This window comes from Mesorhizobium album (genome assembly GCF_033977205.1).
Taxonomy (GTDB): domain Bacteria; phylum Pseudomonadota; class Alphaproteobacteria; order Rhizobiales; family Rhizobiaceae; genus Mesorhizobium; species Mesorhizobium album.
The window spans coordinates 50,294-67,511 of the sequence record NZ_JAVIIW010000009.1 but is presented as its reverse complement, the minus strand read 5'-3'; the positions used below and the strand labels follow the sequence as shown (position 1 = coordinate 67,511).

The 17,218-nt window shown below is 64.0% G+C and carries 13 protein-coding genes; 4 read left to right on the top strand and 9 right to left on the bottom strand.

Annotated elements, in window-relative coordinates; genetic code table 11:
* Window positions 1-33 precede the first annotated feature (33 nt).
* The 6 genes from RFN28_RS10065 to RFN28_RS10040 form a co-directional block, all read right to left on the bottom strand.
* Entirely contained in the window at window positions 34-420 is a 387-nt protein-coding gene (locus RFN28_RS10065) for an SUF system Fe-S cluster assembly protein (protein ID WP_320287198.1), read from the bottom strand.
* Window positions 421-425: 5 nt separating this feature from the next.
* On the bottom strand, window positions 426-1,667 hold the full coding sequence (locus tag RFN28_RS10060) for a cysteine desulfurase (RefSeq protein WP_320287197.1): 1,242 nt from the start codon (window positions 1,665-1,667) through the stop codon (window positions 426-428).
* Between the two features lie 103 nt (window positions 1,668-1,770).
* Window positions 1,771-3,051: a Fe-S cluster assembly protein SufD gene (gene sufD, locus RFN28_RS10055; RefSeq protein WP_320287196.1), complete on the bottom strand. Its 1,281-nt coding sequence runs from the start codon at window positions 3,049-3,051 to the stop codon at window positions 1,771-1,773.
* A 25-nt stretch (window positions 3,052-3,076) separates the two neighbouring features.
* On the bottom strand, window positions 3,077-3,832 hold the full coding sequence (gene sufC / locus RFN28_RS10050) for a Fe-S cluster assembly ATPase SufC (protein WP_320287195.1): 756 nt from the start codon (window positions 3,830-3,832) through the stop codon (window positions 3,077-3,079).
* 26 nt (window positions 3,833-3,858) lie between these two features.
* Window positions 3,859-5,376 carry a Fe-S cluster assembly protein SufB gene (gene sufB / locus RFN28_RS10045; protein ID WP_320287194.1) on the bottom strand — a complete coding sequence of 506 codons (1,518 nt, stop codon included), beginning with the start codon at window positions 5,374-5,376 and terminating at the stop codon, window positions 3,859-3,861.
* 229 nt (window positions 5,377-5,605) lie between these two features.
* Window positions 5,606-6,766, bottom strand: coding sequence for a cysteine desulfurase family protein (locus tag RFN28_RS10040; RefSeq protein WP_320287193.1), 1,161 nt, complete (start codon window positions 6,764-6,766; stop codon window positions 5,606-5,608).
* Window positions 6,767-7,018: 252 nt separating this feature from the next.
* Between RFN28_RS10040 and RFN28_RS10035 the strand changes: the two genes are divergently transcribed.
* Window positions 7,019-7,693 (top strand): alpha/beta hydrolase, encoded by a 675-nt coding sequence (locus RFN28_RS10035; protein ID WP_040969528.1) that lies wholly within the window; start codon window positions 7,019-7,021, stop codon window positions 7,691-7,693.
* 25 nt (window positions 7,694-7,718) lie between these two features.
* Here the strand turns inward: RFN28_RS10035 and RFN28_RS10030 are convergent, their stop codons facing one another.
* Together RFN28_RS10030 and RFN28_RS10025 are read right to left on the bottom strand one after the other, a co-directional pair.
* Window positions 7,719-8,570 carry a phosphatase PAP2 family protein gene (locus RFN28_RS10030; protein WP_320287192.1) on the bottom strand — a complete coding sequence of 284 codons (852 nt, stop codon included), beginning with the start codon at window positions 8,568-8,570 and terminating at the stop codon, window positions 7,719-7,721.
* A 40-nt stretch (window positions 8,571-8,610) separates the two neighbouring features.
* Complete coding sequence (locus tag RFN28_RS10025; protein WP_320287191.1) at window positions 8,611-10,254, bottom strand: ArnT family glycosyltransferase; 1,644 nt, start codon at window positions 10,252-10,254, stop codon at window positions 8,611-8,613.
* A gap of 234 nt (window positions 10,255-10,488) precedes the next feature.
* Here RFN28_RS10025 and tyrS point away from each other — a divergent pair, with 234 nt between their 5' ends.
* Window positions 10,489-11,742: a tyrosine--tRNA ligase gene (tyrS, locus tag RFN28_RS10020; protein WP_320287190.1), complete on the top strand. Its 1,254-nt coding sequence runs from the start codon at window positions 10,489-10,491 to the stop codon at window positions 11,740-11,742.
* An 8-nt stretch (window positions 11,743-11,750) separates the two neighbouring features.
* On the opposite strand, the gene RFN28_RS10015 is transcribed toward tyrS, so the two are convergent.
* Window positions 11,751-15,161, bottom strand: a complete 3,411-nt coding sequence (locus tag RFN28_RS10015) for a YhdP family protein (RefSeq protein WP_320287189.1) — start codon at window positions 15,159-15,161, stop codon at window positions 11,751-11,753.
* A gap of 97 nt (window positions 15,162-15,258) precedes the next feature.
* Here RFN28_RS10015 and RFN28_RS10010 point away from each other — a divergent pair, with 97 nt between their 5' ends.
* On the top strand, window positions 15,259-15,726 hold the full coding sequence (locus RFN28_RS10010; protein ID WP_320287188.1) for a peroxiredoxin: 468 nt from the start codon (window positions 15,259-15,261) through the stop codon (window positions 15,724-15,726).
* Window positions 15,727-15,876: 150 nt separating this feature from the next.
* Window positions 15,877-17,157, top strand: a complete 1,281-nt coding sequence (locus tag RFN28_RS10005) for a M23 family metallopeptidase (protein ID WP_320287187.1) — start codon at window positions 15,877-15,879, stop codon at window positions 17,155-17,157.
* Window positions 17,158-17,218: the final 61 nt, after the last annotated feature.

Below are 17,218 nucleotides of genomic sequence, written 5' to 3'. Positions count from 1 at the left end.
CTGCAAGCCAGCCAATCTCTGTTGGGTCGTTGGTTAATACCACCCGACCGCGACCTGCGCCTCTTCCGACATCCGGTCGGGCGTCCACGGCGGATCGAACACCATGTTGACCTCGACACCGGAGACGCCCTCGACGGCGCCGACGGCATTCTCGACCCAGCCCGGCATTTCGCCGGCTACCGGGCAGCCGGGCGCGGTCAGCGTCATGTCGATCTTGACGGTGCGGTCGTCCTCGATGTCGATCCTGTAGACGAGGCCGAGCTCATAGATATCGGCCGGGATTTCCGGATCGTAGACGGTCTTCAGCGCCGACACGATGTCGTCGGTCAGCCGCGCCAGCTCGTCGGCGGGGATCGCCGAGGCTGAGACGACGCCATTCGTGGCCGGTGCGGTCTCTGCGCTGGTGCTCACATCATCCATGGTCGTCACCCGAAGAATTTCCGCGCCTTTTCCAGCGCATCGGCCAAAGCGTCGACTTCGGCCCTGGTGTTGTACATGCCGAACGATGCCCTGCATGTGGAGGTCACGCCGAAGCGTTTCAACAGCGGCTGGGCGCAGTGGGTGCCCGCGCGGACAGCTACGCCCTGCCTATCGATCACCATCGACACGTCATGGGCGTGGATGCCCTGCAGTTCGAACGAGATGATGGCGCCCTTGCCCGGCGCGTCGCCGAAGATGCGCAGCGAGTTGATCGCGCGCAGCCGCTCATGCGCGTAATTCTTCAGATCCGCCTCATGTGCCGCGATACGATCGCGGCCGACCTTCTCCATATATTCCAGCGCCGCGCCCAGCCCGATCGCCTGCACGATCGGCGGCGTGCCGGCCTCGAAACGGTGCGGCGGCTCATTGTAGGTGACGATGTCCTGCGTCACCTCCTCGATCATCTCGCCGCCGCCCATGAAGGGCCGCATCTCCTCCAAGAGGTGCTTCTTGCCATAGAGGACGCCGATGCCGGACGGACCGTAGACCTTGTGGCCGGTAAAGACGAAGAAGTCGCAGTCGAGATCCTGCACGTCGATCGGCATGTGCACGGCGCTCTGGCTGCCGTCGACCAGCACCGGAATGCCGCGCGTATGCGCGATGCGCACGATCTCCTTGATCGGCGTCACCGTGCCCAGCGCGTTGGACATCTGCGTGATGGCGACGAGCTTGGTGCGCGAGGTCAGCCGCTTCTCGAATTCCTCGATGTGGAAGGCGCCGAGATCGTCGACCGGCACCCAGACCAGCTTGGCACCCTGCCGCTCGCGGATGAAATGCCAGGGCACGATGTTGGAGTGGTGCTCCATGATCGAGATCACGATCTCGTCGCCCTCGCCGATCCTGGGCATGCCCCAACCATAGGCGACCGTGTTGATCGCCGACGTCGTGTTGGAGGTGAAGACGATGTTGTCGGTGCTCGGCGCGTTGAGGAAGCGGCGCACCGTCTCCCGCGCCTTCTCATAGGCGTCGGTCGCGGCGTTCGACAGGAAATGCAGGCCGCGATGGACGTTGGCATATTCCTGGGAATAGGCGTGCTGGATGGTGTCGAGCACCACCTGCGGCTTCTGCGCCGAGGCGCCATTGTCGAGGTAGACCAGCGGCTTGCCATAGACCTGGCGCGACAGGATCGGAAAGTCGCGGCGGATCGCCTCGACTTCATAGGGAGCGGTTTCGATCTTCTGGTCCATCACAGCTCTTCCGAGGCTTCGCCTCATTCCGTCCAGCACCCCTCATCCGTCTTGGCGCTCCGCGCCAATCCACCTTCTCCCACAAGGGGAGAAGGGAAAGCGCTTACCCGTGCGTCAAAAACCAGCCGTCGAGCCGCGCTTCGAGCGCATCGACCAGCGCCTCGTCTTCCAGTTCCTCGATCACTTCCGCCACAAAGGCCTTCACCAAAAGGCCCCGCGCGGTCTTCTCGTCGATGCCGCGCGCCATCAGGTAGAACAGATGGTCGTGGTCGATCTCGGTGACGGTCGCGCCATGGCCGCAGACGACGTCGTCGGCAAAAATCTCCAGCTCCGGCTTGGTCGAGAACTCGCCGTCGTCCGACAGAAGCAGCGTGTTGCAGGCCATCTTGGCGTTGGTCTTCTGCGCATATTGGTGGACGTTGATGCGACCCTGGAAGACGCCGCGGGCCCTGCCCGTCACCACATTGCGCATCACTTCGGTCGAACTCGTGTGCGGCACGGTATGATCGAGCACCATGGTGGTGTCGGTATGCGTGTCGCCGGCCAGAAGATTGATACCGCGCAGCTTGAAATCCGCGCCCTCGCCCGTCGTCCTGACCACGACCTCCTGCCGCACCAGCTTGCCGCCGGCATTCATGACGAACAGCGTCAGCTTGGCATCCTTGCCGATATGCGCCTTGAACTGGGCGAGATACGTGGCCGTGTCGGGCTGCTCCTGAACGATCAGCCAAGTCACCTCGGCGCCTTCGTCGAGGACGAGCTGGCTGACCGAGCTGACGAGCGCCTCGCCGTCTTCGCTTGCCTCGCCCGCTTGGCGCTCGACGATGATCGCTTTGGCGCCGGCGCCAACGCGCGCCAGCAGCCGCACATGCGCCTGGCCGCCGGCCTGCAGGTTCTGCAGCTCGATCGGCTTCTCCAGCTGGGTGCCGTCGGCGATATCGACGAAATAGCCGTCGGCGACGAAGGCGGTGTTCAGCGCGCCGATCGCGTCGTCGGCACCATAGCGATCGAGTCCGGGCGCAACGCTGCCGTCGGTAAGCTTGTCCGACAAGCGCTGCACTGTAACGCCCTCGACCTCGGGCAGCTTGGCGCTCGAAACGCCGTTCAGCACCGGCAGAACGGCAGACCCGTCCAGAACCGGCTCAAGCGCCTTCGCAACCGCATCGGCTTCGAAGACCGGCACCTTCGTCAGCATGCGGCGCAGGTCCGTATAGTGCCACGATTCAATGCGCCGCGTCGGCAGGCCGTGCTTGATCGCCTCGATCGCGTCGTCGCGCTTCGTCATCACCGCGCCATCGCCGGGCAGCAGCGACAGCCGCTCGCCGAAGGCATCGATCAGCGCCGTCTCGGCCAATGTCCGCTGGGGCTGTGCGTGCATGTTCATTGCTCTCGCCTCACTTAGCCCCATCTCACGCGGCTTGCCCGATCACGCCGGCATAGCCGTTGGTTTCGAGATCGAGCGCCAGCGACTTGTCGCCCGACTTGATGACCTGCCCCTTGTAGAGCACGTGCACGCTGTCCGGCACGATGTGCTCGAGCAGGCGCTGGTAGTGGGTGATGACGACGATTGCCCGCTCCGGCGAGCGCAGCGCATTGACGCCGTCGGCGACGATCTTGAGCGCGTCGATATCGAGGCCGGAATCGGTCTCGTCGAGCACGCAGAGCTTCGGCTCGAGCAGCTTCATCTGCAGGATCTCGGCGCGCTTCTTCTCGCCGCCCGAGAAGCCGACATTGAGCGGCCGCTTCAGCATGTTCATGTCCATGTTGAGCGAGGCTGCGGCTTCCTTCACGCGCTTCAGGAATTCCGGCACCTTCAGCGGTTCCTCGCCGCGCGCCTTGCGCTGCTCGTTCATCGCCACCTTCAGGAACTCCATGGTCGCGACGCCCGGTATCTCCATCGGATACTGGAAGGCGAGGAAGATGCCGGCACTTGCGCGCTCGGCCGGATCCAGTTCCAGGATCGACTGGCCGTTATAGAGGATGTCGCCTTCCGTCACCTCATAGTCCTCGCGGCCGGCGAGGATGTAGGACAGCGTCGACTTGCCCGAGCCGTTCGGACCCATGATGGCCGCGACCTCGCCGGCTTTGACCGTCAGGTCCAGCCCGCGGATGATCTCGGTGCCGTCATCGACGATGCGCGCATGCAAATTCTTGATCTCAAGCATATTTTTTTCCTGAATATCTTCTGCGGTCAGCCGACCGAACCCTCTAGGCTGATACCGATCAGCTTCTGCGCCTCGACGGCGAACTCCATCGGCAGCTGCTGGATGACGTCCTTGACGAAGCCGTTGACGATCAGCGCGATCGCCTCTTCCTCGGGGATGCCGCGCTGCATGACGTAGAACTTCTGGTCCTCGGAGATCTTCGACGTCGTCGCCTCGTGCTCGAACTTCGCCGTCGCGTTCTTGGCTTCCATGTAAGGCACGGTGTGCGCGCCGCACTGGTCGCCGATCAAAAGCGAGTCGCAGTTGGTGAAGTTGCGGGCGTTCGTCGCCTTGCGGTGTGCCGAGACCTGGCCGCGATAGGTGTTCTGCGAGAAGCCTGCAGCGATGCCCTTGGAGATGATGCGACTCGACGTGTTCTTGCCGAGATGGATCATCTTGGTACCCGAGTCGACCTGCTGATAGCCGTTCGAGACCGCGATCGAATAGAATTCGCCGCTGGAATCGTCGCCGCGCAGAATGCAGCTCGGATATTTCCAGGTGATGGCCGAGCCGGTCTCGACCTGCGTCCACGAGATCTTCGAGCGGTCGCCGCGGCAATCGCCGCGCTTGGTGACGAAATTGTAGACGCCGCCCTTGCCCTCTGCATCGCCCGGGTACCAATTCTGCACCGTCGAATATTTGATCTCGGCATCGTCGAGCGCGATCAGTTCGACCACCGCCGCATGCAGCTGGTTCTCGTCGCGCTGCGGCGCCGTGCAACCCTCGAGATAGGAGACATAGGCTCCCTCCTCGGCGATGATCAGCGTGCGCTCGAACTGGCCGGTGTTCTTCTCGTTGATGCGGAAGTACGTCGACAGCTCCATCGGGCAGCGCACGCCCTTCGGCACGAAGACGAAGGAGCCGTCGGTGAACACCGCCGAATTCAGCGTCGCGTAGAAATTGTCGGAGGTCGGCACGACCGAACCCAGATATTTCTGCACCAACTCCGGATGCTCGCGGATCGCCTCCGAGATCGAGCAGAAGATGACGCCGGCTTCGGCCAGCTCCTTCTTGAAGGTGGTGACGACCGAGACGGAATCGAACACGGCGTCGACGGCGACGCGGCCCGACTTGTAGACGTTGTCGTTGGCCTCCTCCAACTCCGAGACGTCGGCCTTCTGCACGCCGGCCAGGATCTCCTGCTCCTTCAGCGGAATGCCGAGCTTTTCGTAAACCTTGAGCAGCTCGGGATCGACCTCGTCCAGCGACTTCGGGCCCGGCGTGCTCTTCGGCGCGGCGTAGTAATGGATGTCCTGGAAGTCGATCTTCGGATATTTGACGCGCGCCCAGGTCGGCTCTTCCAGCGTCAGCCAGCGCCGAAAGGCCCCCAGACGCCATTCCAGCATCCAGTCCGGCTCGCGCTTCTTCTTGGAGATCAAGCGAATGATGTCTTCGCTCAGGCCCTTGGGGGCCTTGTCCATCTCGATCTCTGTCTGGAATCCGTATTTATACTGGTCGACGTCGATCTTTCGGACTCGATCGATCGTCTCCTGCACAGCAGGCATAAGCGTTCTCCATCCTCGCCGGGGTCAAGGCCCGGCAGTTTTCAAACTATGGCACCGCCAACCCGGCCCCGGAGAGGGACTGCAGCGGAGTAAGCTCCATATAGTGCATTCCCGCCGGGAATTCACCCGGCCAAGACGAAACGCACGGCTCTACCAGGCCGGATGGCCTGAATTCGTTCGAGCAGCGGATCCGAGAGCCCAACGGCTCCAGCCCGACGCCCCGCCGCCGTCAGGCGGCTTTTTCCTTTCCAGCCCGGCGCGCGACAACGCCTGCCAGGGCGGCCCGGAACGCCTCGATCTCCTCAACGCCGGTCGCGCGGCCGATCGAGACGCGCAAGGCGCCAAGGCTGTCGCCATGCCCCATCGCCTTCAGCACGTGGCTTGGCCCGACTTTCCCCGACGAACAGGCCGAGCCAGCCGACAACGCCACGCCTGCAAGATCGAAGGCGATCTGCGCCGTCTCGGCCTTGATGCCGGGAATAGCGAAGAATGTCGTGTTGGCAAGCCTCGGCGATGCCGCTCCAAAGATTTCCGCGTCCGGGACGAGCTTCCGCACGATCGCCTCGACCTCGTCGCGGCACCGCGCGATCGCGCCGATGTGTTCCAGAGCGGCAAGTGCGGCCCGCGCCGCGGCGCCGAAGCCGGCGATGCCGGGAAGATTCTCGGTGCCGGCGCGATGGCCTTTTTCCTGGCCGCCGCCATTGATCAGCGGTTTCGGCATCATCAGGTCGGCCTGAGCGACGATGGCGCCGACGCCCTTCGGGCCGCCGATCTTGTGCGAGGACAGGATCAGGTAGTCGGCATAACCGGCTGAAATATCTATCGGAATCCGCCCAGACGCCTGGACGGCGTCGACGACCAGCACGCCGCCCGCTTCCTTGACGATCCCGGCGATGCGGTCGATCGGCTGGATCACGCCCGTCTCGTTGTTGGCGGCATGGATCGCCACCAGCGGCAGGCCCTCGGTCTTGTCATGCGCCAAGAGCGCGCTGGTCAGCGCCTCGAGATCGGCAATGCCGTTCCGATCGACGCCGAGCCGCGTCACCTGCGCGGCCGGGAAGCGCCCGCCGCTCAGCAGGCAGGGATGGTCGGCCTCGCAGACGTAAAGATGGCTCATGCGGATGGCGCCGCGCCCCATCTGCCAATCGCAGGTAAGCAGCGTCGATGCAGCTTCGGTCGCGCCGGACGTGAACACGACATGCTCGGGCCTGGCATTGACCAGCCTCGCCACGTCGCGCCTGGCGTCCTCGATCAGCCGGCGCGCCGCACGGCCCTCGGCGTGGACCGATGACGGATTGGCGGCATCGAGCGCGGCGACCATCGCAGCGCGTGCCTCTGGAAGCAGAGGCGCGCTGGCGTTGTAGTCGAGATAGGCGCGAGTTGCGGCCATTTTCCTTCAGTCGATCCTGTCAGCAGCCATTCCGCGAGGATAGCGCGTTATTTCCTTGAAATTGCAAGGCAAGCCGTCCTATTTACCCGGCTTGCGGCGCGGGCGGCCGGACGAATGTGTTCGGCCACCCAGTTTTGAACAATTCTAAACTAGCTTCTAGGAAGACGCTTGCCCGGCGTCAAGGCCACAGAAGACTTGGGGCCAAAGGAAGAGTTCCAGGCTTGCGCCTTCGTATGCCACGTGGAGTATTTTATGCCTGAGGTCATTTTCGCCGGTCCGGCTGGTCGCCTGGAGGGACGTTATCAGCCCTCGAAGGAAAAGAGCGCGCCGATCGCCATCGTGCTGCATCCGCACCCGCAATTCGGCGGCACGATGAACAACAAGATCGTCTACGACCTCTTCTATATGTTCCAGAAGCGCGATTTCACCACGCTTCGCTTCAATTTCCGCGGTATCGGCCGCAGCCAGGGCGAGTTCGACCACGGCACCGGCGAACTGTCGGACGCGGCTGCCGCGCTCGACTGGGTGCAGTCGCTGCATCCGGATTCCAAAAGCTGCTGGGTCGCCGGCTACTCCTTCGGCTCATGGATCGGCATGCAGTTGCTGATGCGCCGGCCCGAGATCGAGGGCTTCATCTCGGTCGCGCCGCAGCCCAATACCTACGATTTCTCCTTCCTGGCGCCCTGCCCGTCGTCCGGCCTGATCATCCATGGCGATGCCGACAAGGTGGCGCCGCCCAAGGACGTGCAGACGCTGGTCGACAAGCTGCATACGCAAAAGGGCATCACCATCACGCAGAAGACGATCCCCGGCGCGAACCATTTCTTCGCCAACCACGCCGAACTGCTGATCGAGGAATGCGCCGACTATCTCGACCGGCGGCTGGCGGGCGAGCTGGCCGATCCGCGGCCGAAGCGGCTGAGATAGGCCTTCGCACGCTCTTAGGCGTTATCTATGGGCGGTCAGCCGACAGTTGCTCGCGGCTCCGCCCTGCCGCCGATGATTTACCCGTCGACCCGCTGGAAGACAGCAGCCGGAACGTGCGCTTCGGCACCGGCCTTGTCGACGACGGCCGGCGGAAGATGAAACCGAGCCGCGCGAAGACCATCCCCGAGACGATAGCGAAGGCAAGCCCGAGCCCGAAGCCGGCCACCGTGTCGCTCGGATAATGCGCGCCGACGAAGACTCGCGTCGAAGCGATGCAGCCGGTGACCGCCAGCGCGATATACCAGCGCCTAGGGAAGAGCAGCAGCAGTATCCCGAACACCGCCCCCATCGTCGTGGCATGGCCGGACGGAAAGCCGGCGAAGCGCGCATCCATGGCGAGGGGATGCAGGGATAGAACCCCGAAGCTGTCGAAATAGAGCGGCCGGGCGCGGCCGATGCCGTACTTCAAGAGATTGACCGCCAGCCCGGAAAGGCCGACCGCGCAGAGCACCAGGAAGGCGAAGCAGGTCCAGTTGTAGACGAGCAGGCGCGATCGCCGGGAAAGGCTGCGCCAGTCCGTCAGATTGGCCGCGATCAGGCAGAGAGCCGCAGGGATGAGATACCAGCCGCCCAGGCCGAAATCTGTGAAGAAATCGGTGAAACGGACAAAGGTGGGCGTCCACTCTCCCCGCATCCTGCCGGCGGCGCTGTCCAGGCTGAGGCCGACGGCTACGGCAAGCAGAAGCCATGCAGCGACCCAAACCAGCCAGGGGATCTCCGGATAGCGCGCCGGGCGAACGGCAAAGCGCCGCCTCACGATAGCAATCGTGTCGCGGAAGTTGCCGAGCGAGCGGCGGTAAAGGGCGACGGCGGACATGGCTGAGCCTATAGGGTCGTTCGAGGCCTGACGCTATTCCTCAAGGGGCCACCCGATAAAGGCCGAGCGCCAGCTTGTCTCCTGACGAATAATTGACCCCGTCAATCTCGGTAAGGCGCTTGGCCGCTTTGCCCTGCCCGGCAAGCAACTCGTTGAGCTTCTGCTCTTCCTTGACCGGGGCGAGCCCCAGCGCGCAGGCCGGATCGGCAAGAAGGTGCTTTGCGACTCCGTCGACATCGGTCAGCACGGTATTGGTGCCGACCAAGAAGACAAGGCTTGGCTCGTGATAGGGAGACGAGGCGAGCACGGTGGTATCGCAGAGGCGATTGGCATCGACCGCTGCCTTGATGGCAGGGCTCAGCCAGATCGGCTTCAGCGACGGCGCAATGACGCCGAACAACAGGCTGAAGGTGATGCCGGCGCCAATGGCGATCGCCGCTATGCGCCCGAGCGGAACCTGCAATTGGCGCGGGAAGGCCAAATAGCCGGTGACGAGCGCGGCGATCGCCGCCGGAATGCTCCACCAAGAAAACGCCTTGGTTAAATAGATCGGCGCCCCGATGCACACCGCGGCTAGCCCGATCGACACGACGACAACGCCGAAGGCTGTCGACCACCACAGCCAGGTCTGCCAGCGCTTGAGCGGCGCGTTGGCCTTGTCCGCCGGCAAGGTGAGCAGCCAGCCGATCAGCAGCGCCATACCCGGATAGGCAGGCATGACGTAATGCGGCAGCTTGGTCGGGATCGCCTCGAACACCAGCCAGAATGGGATGTACCAGGCGAGGCAGAAGCGCAGGCGCGGATCGTCCCAGAAGCGGTTAATCGCCTGCAGGCCTGCACCGACTGCGATCAGGCCGAAGGGCCACATGAACAGCGAATAGGTGAGCATGTAAAAACCCGGCGGCAGGCCGTGCGATTCCTCGCCTTGCGCCACCTTGTTCAGCATGTCCTTGCCGACCGCCTCCTGGAAGAAGGCGCCGCCGCTCTTCCAGCTGATGAGGATTAGCCAGGGTAGCACGATGACGAGGACGATGATGATGCCGCGCACCAGTTTCAGCTTCAAAAGCCAGCGCCAATCGCGTTCGAAGGCGAACAGCGCGGCGGCCGTCAGCAGCGACAAGAGCGGTGTCACCGGTCCCTTGATCAGGATGCCCAGCCCCTGCGCGATCCAGAAGATCCACGGTAGATGGCCGGCGACCGGCTCCTTGCGGCGCGCGGCCAGATAGATCTGCGCCAGCGCGCCTTGGGCGGCCACGCAGCAGGCGAGCAGCATGGCGTCGGTCTTGGCGTTGCGGCCTTCGAAGGCGGTGGCGAAGATCGCCGCCATCATCAGGCCGGCGGCCAGGCCGGCATCGGCGCCGAAGAGCTTTGTGCCTGTCCACCCGATGCCGACGACGGCGAACGCGATGCCCAGCATGGAAACCAGTCGATAGACCCAGATCGGCGCCCCAGCCCCCTCGCCGCTCAGGGCGACCGCCGCCGATTGCAGCCAATAGATGCCGACCGGCTTCTTGTAGCGCGTCTGATCCTGCAGACGGATGTCGATATAATCGCCGGTCTCGACCATCTGCTTGGTCGCCTGGACGAAGCGGGCTTCATCGCGGTCGACCGGCGGCAGGCTTGCCAGCCCGCTGACGGTCATAAGGATGCTGAACAGAAAGAGGATGAGATAGTTCCTGTTCATCGCGGGAGCTTGTCCGATCTGAGATTGCGGGATGGCCCCGTCGCGGCGCTTGCGGCGCGCTGCCCTTGCGCGGGCGCCTCATTACGCCAGCAAAAGCGACGAAGCAAGGACGCGCCGGATCGTGCGCGATCGAACGCAAAACCGGAAACCACTTTTGCTGATCGCGCTTGGATGCTAAACGCGCCCCTTCACGTCAGGCTCGGCCAATTGCCGGGCGATCTCCGGGAAGCAAAGATGTCCGCCTTCAAATCCGATTTCCTGCGCATCATGAGCGAGCGCGGCTTCATCCATCAGATTTCGGATGAAACTGGCCTCGACCAGCTTTTCGCCAAGGAAACAGTGAGCGCCTATATCGGTTTCGACGCGACGGCGAAAAGCTTGCATGCCGGATCGCTGATCCAGATCATGATGCTCCACTGGCTGCAGCAGACCGGCCACCGGCCGATCGCCCTGATGGGCGGCGGCACCTCGATGATCGGCGACCCGTCTTTCAAGGACGAGGCGCGCAAGCTGCTGACGCCGCAGGACATCGAAGACAATCTCGTCGGCATCCGCCGCAATTTCTCGCCCTACCTCAAATTCGGCAGCGGCGCCGGCGAAGCCATCATGGTCAACAACGCCGACTGGCTGATGGAGATCAACTACGTCAATTTCCTGCGCGATGTCGGCCGGCATTTCTCCGTCAACCGCATGCTCGCTTTCGATTCCGTGAAGCTCAGGCTCGACCGCGAGCAGTCGCTGTCGTTCCTCGAATTCAACTACATGATCTTGCAGGCCTACGACTTCGTCGAGCTCTACAAGCGCGTCGGCTGCCGGCTGCAGATGGGTGGTTCCGACCAGTGGGGTAACATCGTCAACGGCATCGACCTCGGCCACCGCATGGAAGGCGTGCAGCTGTTTGCGATGACCACGCCGCTGCTCACCACCTCGTCCGGCGCCAAGATGGGCAAGTCGGCTTCGGGCGCGGTCTGGCTCGATGCGGATATGCTGAGCCCTTACGAGTTCTGGCAGTACTGGCGCAACACCGAGGACGCCGATGTCGGCCGCTTCCTGAAGCTCTATACGACACTGCCTCTCACCGAGGTCGCGCGCCTCGAAAAGCTCGGCGGATCGGAAATCAACGAGGCGAAGAAAATCCTCGCCACCGAGATCACCGCCATGCTGCACGGCCGGGAGGCGGCCGAAACGGCTGCCGAGACCGCGCGCAAGACCTTCGAGGAAGGCGCGCTTGCCGACAAACTGCCGAGCGTGGAAGTGGCCAAGGCCGATCTCGAGGCCGGCATCGGCATCCTGTCGCTGTTCGTGACCGCCGGCCTCGCGGCTTCCAATGGCGAGGCGAGACGGCACGTCCAGGGCGGCGCGGTGCGCCTCAACGACCAGCCGGTCACGGACGACCGGCGCATGGTGACGCTTCAGGATCTGGGCGCGGAGGGTGTCGCAAAGCTCTCGCTCGGCAGGAAGAAGCACGTCCTGGTGCGGGCGGCATAACCGCCGCGCTACCGATATTCGAAGATCGAACGGAATATTCCGGGCGCCACCACGGACAATGGGTTGATGTTGAGCGTCGGCTTGTTGGCATTGCCGCGCAGGCGGTAGGTGACGCCGATCAGGCCGCGGTCGCGGCCGTTGCCGAGCAGCGGGCCGAACAGCGGCAGTTCGCCGAATATGCGGTTCAGCCCATAGACCGGCATGAAGGTGCCGGTCATGTCCATGTTGTTGTCCTGGTCGTAAAGCGTGCCCTGGAAGGTGGTGCCGATGCGCGGACCGCGCAGCAATCCGTTTGTCAGCCTGAGATAGCCCGAGCCCTTGTCGATCTCGGCAAAGCCGCGTTCGAACTGCACCCTTGAGGTGTCGATATCGGCCCTCACCGCCTGATTGAGGCTGCGCGTATCGCCGGCCGGCTTGGTCGAGACGATCGAAGCGAGCTTCGGTTCGTTGACGACGTAGAAATTGCTGGCGTCGACCTGCCCCTTCATCGGCCCGTCGGCGGCGCCCGCGAGCGACAGCGTGATCGCCCCGCCCTCCATGTGCTCGTAGATGTTGAGGAAACGCAGGATGGCGCCGGCATCGGCCGATTTCATCCTGAGCGATCGGCCCTCATCGCCGGTGCTGTTCCTGACCGTGATCGCGGCACCGGAGCTTGCGGTTGCGCTGACATCGAGCCCATTGACCCGGGAGCCGGCGGCGCTGTACGCCAGCTTCAGATTCGACAGCACCTCGTCGTGGAAGCCGGTAAGCGATTTTACGTCGGCGCTGACCGAGATCGCGTCGGCGCCGGCGCCCTTCGTGGCCGTGTCGACGTCGGAGGTGAACTGCTTGATCAGGGAACGAGCGTCGAGCGACTCGCCGCTGACATCGACCGCGTAGCTCTTGCCCGATCGCTTCACCGAGACGGCGACGTCGTCGCCCCTGTTGAGCGCAACCTTGCTGAAGCGAGCCTGCGACAGCGCCCCGTTGACCAGCGTCACGTCGCCGTCGATCGAAAAGCTTTTCCCATCTAGGTTGAAATCCGACAGCGTGGTGGTGCTGCCGGACTTCGCCATGGTGAAGGTGGCCTTGGCCGGAATGCCTGCTCCCTTGCTCCAGCCTGCCCAAGGGATGTCGAGCTTGGCGTTGGTCAGGTCGGCCGAGACGCTCTGGCTGCCCTCGCCGCTCCTGTCGATCGCCACCTTGACGGTTCCGGAAAGCAGCTGCGACAGGCCGGGCATCGTCGCATCGCGCGTCTTGTCGTCGAGCACCAGCGCGACCTTGCGGCTGCGTGGCGGCCCGTTGTCCTCGAGCGGCTCGACCAGATCGAGCTCCGCCGGAATGCCGTTCAGCTTGGCTCCGGCCGATATGACAGCGCGGCCGGGGCTGACGGTGATCGAGCCGTCTGCATCCGTTACCGTCTGGTCCTCGAACGGCTTGGCGAGCGAAAGGCCCTGGTAGTCGAGCGCGACCTGCCAATCGAGGGTCGAAGTATCGACACCGGAGGTCAACGGAATGTCGGCCCGCACATGGCCGGTGACTGTGCCGGTCAAATCCTCCGGCGCAAGGCCGACATGGCGCATGGCGTTGATCGGCTCGTAGGAGGCAAGCTCGGCGATCGCCGGCGCTTCGCCGGCAACGTCGATGTCGAGCGCGCCGATGACCGGCGGGCGGTTCGCCGCCTTCACCGTCAGCGTGCCGCCGCTTGCCGCCACGGTGCGGCCGCTCGGCATGTAGACGCTGCCCGAGGAGAGCGATATGTCGACGTCGTTACCGTGGAAAGCGACGACGCCGACGGCATCGCGGATCGGCGGGATGCGGCCCGCCGTGTCGAAGCGCGAGCCGTCGATCTGGAAGCGGCCGAACACCTCGTCGCCGGAAAGCGGCACGCCGTTGCCAAGCCGCCCCGGCACGACCTGGAACTGCAGGTTGGCGTCGACCACGCGGCCGCCAAACAGGTTGTCGAGCACCCAAAGCCGGGCATTGCGGGCGGAGAACCATGGCCACAACTGTTTGACATGCGAGACCGGCATGTCGTGGACATTGAGCGAAAGCGAAACACCCGGCGGACCGTTGTCGATGAAGGCAAGCGAAGCCGTCCCTAGCACTTCGCTCGAGCCACCGGAGCGTACGCCGATCTGCTCGGCGACGAGCTTGCGGCTCTTGGTCTGATAGACGCCGGCGATGCGAGCCAGGAACTGGAGCGCCGGCTCCGGCGATTCCGAAGGCGCAAGCGTTGAGCCGTCGCTGGTGAGGTCGTATCGATAGGACGGCTCCTCGTCTGGGGCTGCCGGCTTCGGCCCGATAGAGCCGGCGAAATCGAAGGTCGAGCGACCGGTCTTGATCAGCAGCTTGTCGATCGAAATCTTGTTCGACCCCGCCACCAGCGTGGCGTTGGCATCGACATCGGCCGGCAGCAGCCCGCGCGAGCCGAGGTCGAGCACCGAGTCGCCGAGCGACAGCGATGCCGTGAGCCGCGAAGGCGTTTCGCCGAACGCCTCGGCGCCCGAGAGCTTCAGCGCTACCGAACCGAGCCTGCCGCCCTGAGCGGTGGCGTTGCCGTCGCCAGAGCTCTCCTCGACCAGGTTTGCCCCGCCATCGGCCAATTGAAGGCTGGCGTCGAGAGACGCAATCCGCCTCGCGCCCGGATCGCGGGCCGCGCTAGCGGTCAAGGCGACGTGCCGGCCATCGACATCGGCATCATATGAGAGCTGCATCTTGCCCGTGCCTGTCTGCTCCACCGTGCCCTCGGCCACGGTCACGCGGCTGACCAGCCCGCCCCCCGGCAATTCGAATTCGACATTGCGCAGATCGATCTGGCGCATCGAATCCTCGCGCACAGCATCCAGCGCCTCGTTGACGCCGGAAAACACCGCAGCCGACACCTTCTCGGGATCGACGAGACCATCCTCGTTGCGCAGGGCCGCGGTCCAGTCGCCGCGTCCGGACGGCATTGAGGTAACCATGATGTGGGCGTCGGAAAACCTGGCGCTGGTCAGCCGGACCTCGCCTGACAGCAGCGGCAGCAGGCGCATGCCGAAGCGGACGCGGCCGACATCGGCCATCGGCTCGCCGTCGGCCGTCTTCAGACTAACGTCGCTGACCTGCAGGGCGATGAAGCTCGATCCGTCGAGCGTCAGCCGCGCCGACCCGACGGTGACGTCGACATCGACGCCGGCCAGCTTCTCGATTGCCGTCTCCGCTTCGGCGCGAAGCCGCTCCGTGCCAATGCCCGACGTGCCGAGTGCGTAGACGCCGCCAGCCGCCAGAAGCATCAGCGCGCAGAGCCCGGCAAACACCCGGCCGATGATGCGGAAGCGGCGACGCACAGAAGCACGGCCGAGCGGCGGTACGCTGCACGCGGACGGAAACGTCCCCAGGTCGGTGATCTCGTCACGCCTGAACCTGATCTTCTCGTGCTGCGGTTGCTCCTGATCCACGCAATATTCCGTTATGACGAACTCGTCGTGGACGAATCCCCGCTTCACGTTATATCGATGCTCTCTCGCGCGCGTAACCGCAAACAAGGGCATCGACATGGCTGATCTCGACGTGGGCGACGTTGCGCCGCAATTCGATCTTCCGCGCGACGGCGGCGGCTCCCTCAGCCTCGCCGCATTCCGAGGAAAACCTGTCGTACTCTACTTCTATCCGCAGGACGACACTACAAGCTGCACCAACGAGGCGATCGGCTTCTCGCAGTTGAAGCCGGAATTCGAGAAGGCCGGCGCCGTGGTGATCGGACTGTCTCCCGATAGCGTAAAAAAACACGACAAATTCAAGGCGAAGTACGATCTCACCGTCGATCTCGTCGCCGACGAGGAGCGCAAGGTGATCGAGGCCTATCATCTGTGGGTCGAGAAGACCATGTACGGCCGCAAATATATGGGCGTCGAGCGCGCCACCTTCCTGATCGGCAAGGACGGACGCATCGCCCGCGTATGGCGTCAGGTGCGCGTCAAGGGCCATGCCGAAGAGGTGCTGGAGGCGGTGCGCGCCCTCTGACTGTCCGGGCGCTGCCGGCCGACCCTCGTCGAAACCTGCCTCCCGCAGTGCGGCATTCGTTACCGAGGCTGTCGGACCGGCAAAGCTTTGTTAACCCTAATAATGTGTAATTCGGACCTGTCGTTGGTGTCGTAACGAAAGCTTGGTCCCGTGAAATCAAACGGTCAGTCGGCGGTCTTCGGCAGGCGCAAGGAACCCCACACGGTCATTATCGCCCGGGGCAACGAGATCAGGCATTTCACCATCCGACCTTGGCTTGCAGCATTCATCGGATCCGCTCTCGCAGCGATCGCTATCGGCTATCTGCTCGCCACCTCCTACCTGGTGCTGCGCGACGATCTGATCGGCGCCACCACAGCCAGGCAGGCGCGCATGCAGCAGGCCTATGAAGACCGCATCTCCGCGCTTCGCGCCCAAGTGGACCGCATCACCAGCCGCCAGCTTCTCGACCAGCAGCTCATGGAAACCAAGGTGAGCGAGTTGCTGGCCAGGCAGACCCAGCTCAGCCAGCGCCATGGCCGGCTCGGGCCGATCATCGAACGCGCCGAAAACGAGGTCGGTGATGCGCCCGCCGCGAACGATACACCGACGAAGGCCGACGAGCACGCCGAGATCACCGGCAGCCTTTCGCAGGTCCCGACCTACTCCGTCGCATCCTTGAGCGCTGGCGACACTAGGCCTTTCTCGCTGTGGTCGACACGGTCGGATCCGCTCGACAACGAAACGGCCGCGGATCGTGCCGACAAGCTGTTCGTCTCGATCAACGCTTCGCTCAAGGCCATCGAGAGCCAGCAGCTTACCCGCATCACCACGCTTGCCGACAACGCCTACCGCAATGCGGACGCGATCTCGCAGGCGCTGCAGGCCGCCGGGCTGCCGGTCGACACAGAGCTCGACAAGAACGATGTCGGCGGGCCGCTGGTGCCGCTCGATTCCTCGATGATTTTCGACAGCAAGGTCAAGGAGCTGGACGAAGCTCTTGACGCGCTTGATCAAGTCAAGAAGGAAGCGCGCAAGCTGCCGCTCACCAACCCTGCCCCTGGCCGTACCGTGACCAGTCCGTTCGGCGTGCGCACCGACCCGATCCTCGGCACGGCCGCCCTGCATACGGGAATGGATTTCCGGGCGCCGATTGGCATGCCGGCCAAGGTCACGGCCGCCGGCGTCGTCACCAAGGCCGGCTGGAACGGCGGTTATGGCCGCATGGTCGAGGTCGACCACGGCAACGGCTTTGCCACCCGCTATGGGCATCTGAGCGAAATCGACGTCACCGTCGGCCAGAAGCTCACCGCCGGCGACGTGATCGGCAAGACCGGCAGCAGCGGCCGCTCGACCGGCCCGCATCTCCACTACGAAGTGCGCCACAACGGCGAGGCGGTCGACCCGCTACGCTTCCTCGCCGTCGGCAAGAAGCTCGCGCAGTACCTTTAGCGCAGTCGCACGCCCGCAAGCTGTGTCCATCCACAGTTTGACTTGCGAGAAGACCTTGCGG

Coding starts and splice junctions, on each gene's coding strand:
- RFN28_RS10040 (WP_320287193.1), bottom strand. CDS start 6,766: ATGGCCGCAACTCGCGCCTATCTCGACTACAACGCCAGCGCGCCTCTG.
- RFN28_RS10035 (WP_040969528.1), top strand. CDS start 7,019: ATGCCTGAGGTCATTTTCGCCGGTCCGGCTGGTCGCCTGGAGGGACGT.
- tyrS (WP_320287190.1), top strand. CDS start 10,489: ATGTCCGCCTTCAAATCCGATTTCCTGCGCATCATGAGCGAGCGCGGC.
- RFN28_RS10030 (WP_320287192.1), bottom strand. CDS start 8,570: ATGTCCGCCGTCGCCCTTTACCGCCGCTCGCTCGGCAACTTCCGCGAC.
- RFN28_RS10065 (WP_320287198.1), bottom strand. CDS start 420: ATGGATGATGTGAGCACCAGCGCAGAGACCGCACCGGCCACGAATGGC.
- RFN28_RS10025 (WP_320287191.1), bottom strand. CDS start 10,254: ATGAACAGGAACTATCTCATCCTCTTTCTGTTCAGCATCCTTATGACC.
- RFN28_RS10010 (WP_320287188.1), top strand. CDS start 15,259: ATGGCTGATCTCGACGTGGGCGACGTTGCGCCGCAATTCGATCTTCCG.
- sufD (WP_320287196.1), bottom strand. CDS start 3,051: ATGAACATGCACGCACAGCCCCAGCGGACATTGGCCGAGACGGCGCTG.
- sufB (WP_320287194.1), bottom strand. CDS start 5,376: ATGCCTGCTGTGCAGGAGACGATCGATCGAGTCCGAAAGATCGACGTC.
- sufC (WP_320287195.1), bottom strand. CDS start 3,832: ATGCTTGAGATCAAGAATTTGCATGCGCGCATCGTCGATGACGGCACC.
- RFN28_RS10060 (WP_320287197.1), bottom strand. CDS start 1,667: ATGGACCAGAAGATCGAAACCGCTCCCTATGAAGTCGAGGCGATCCGC.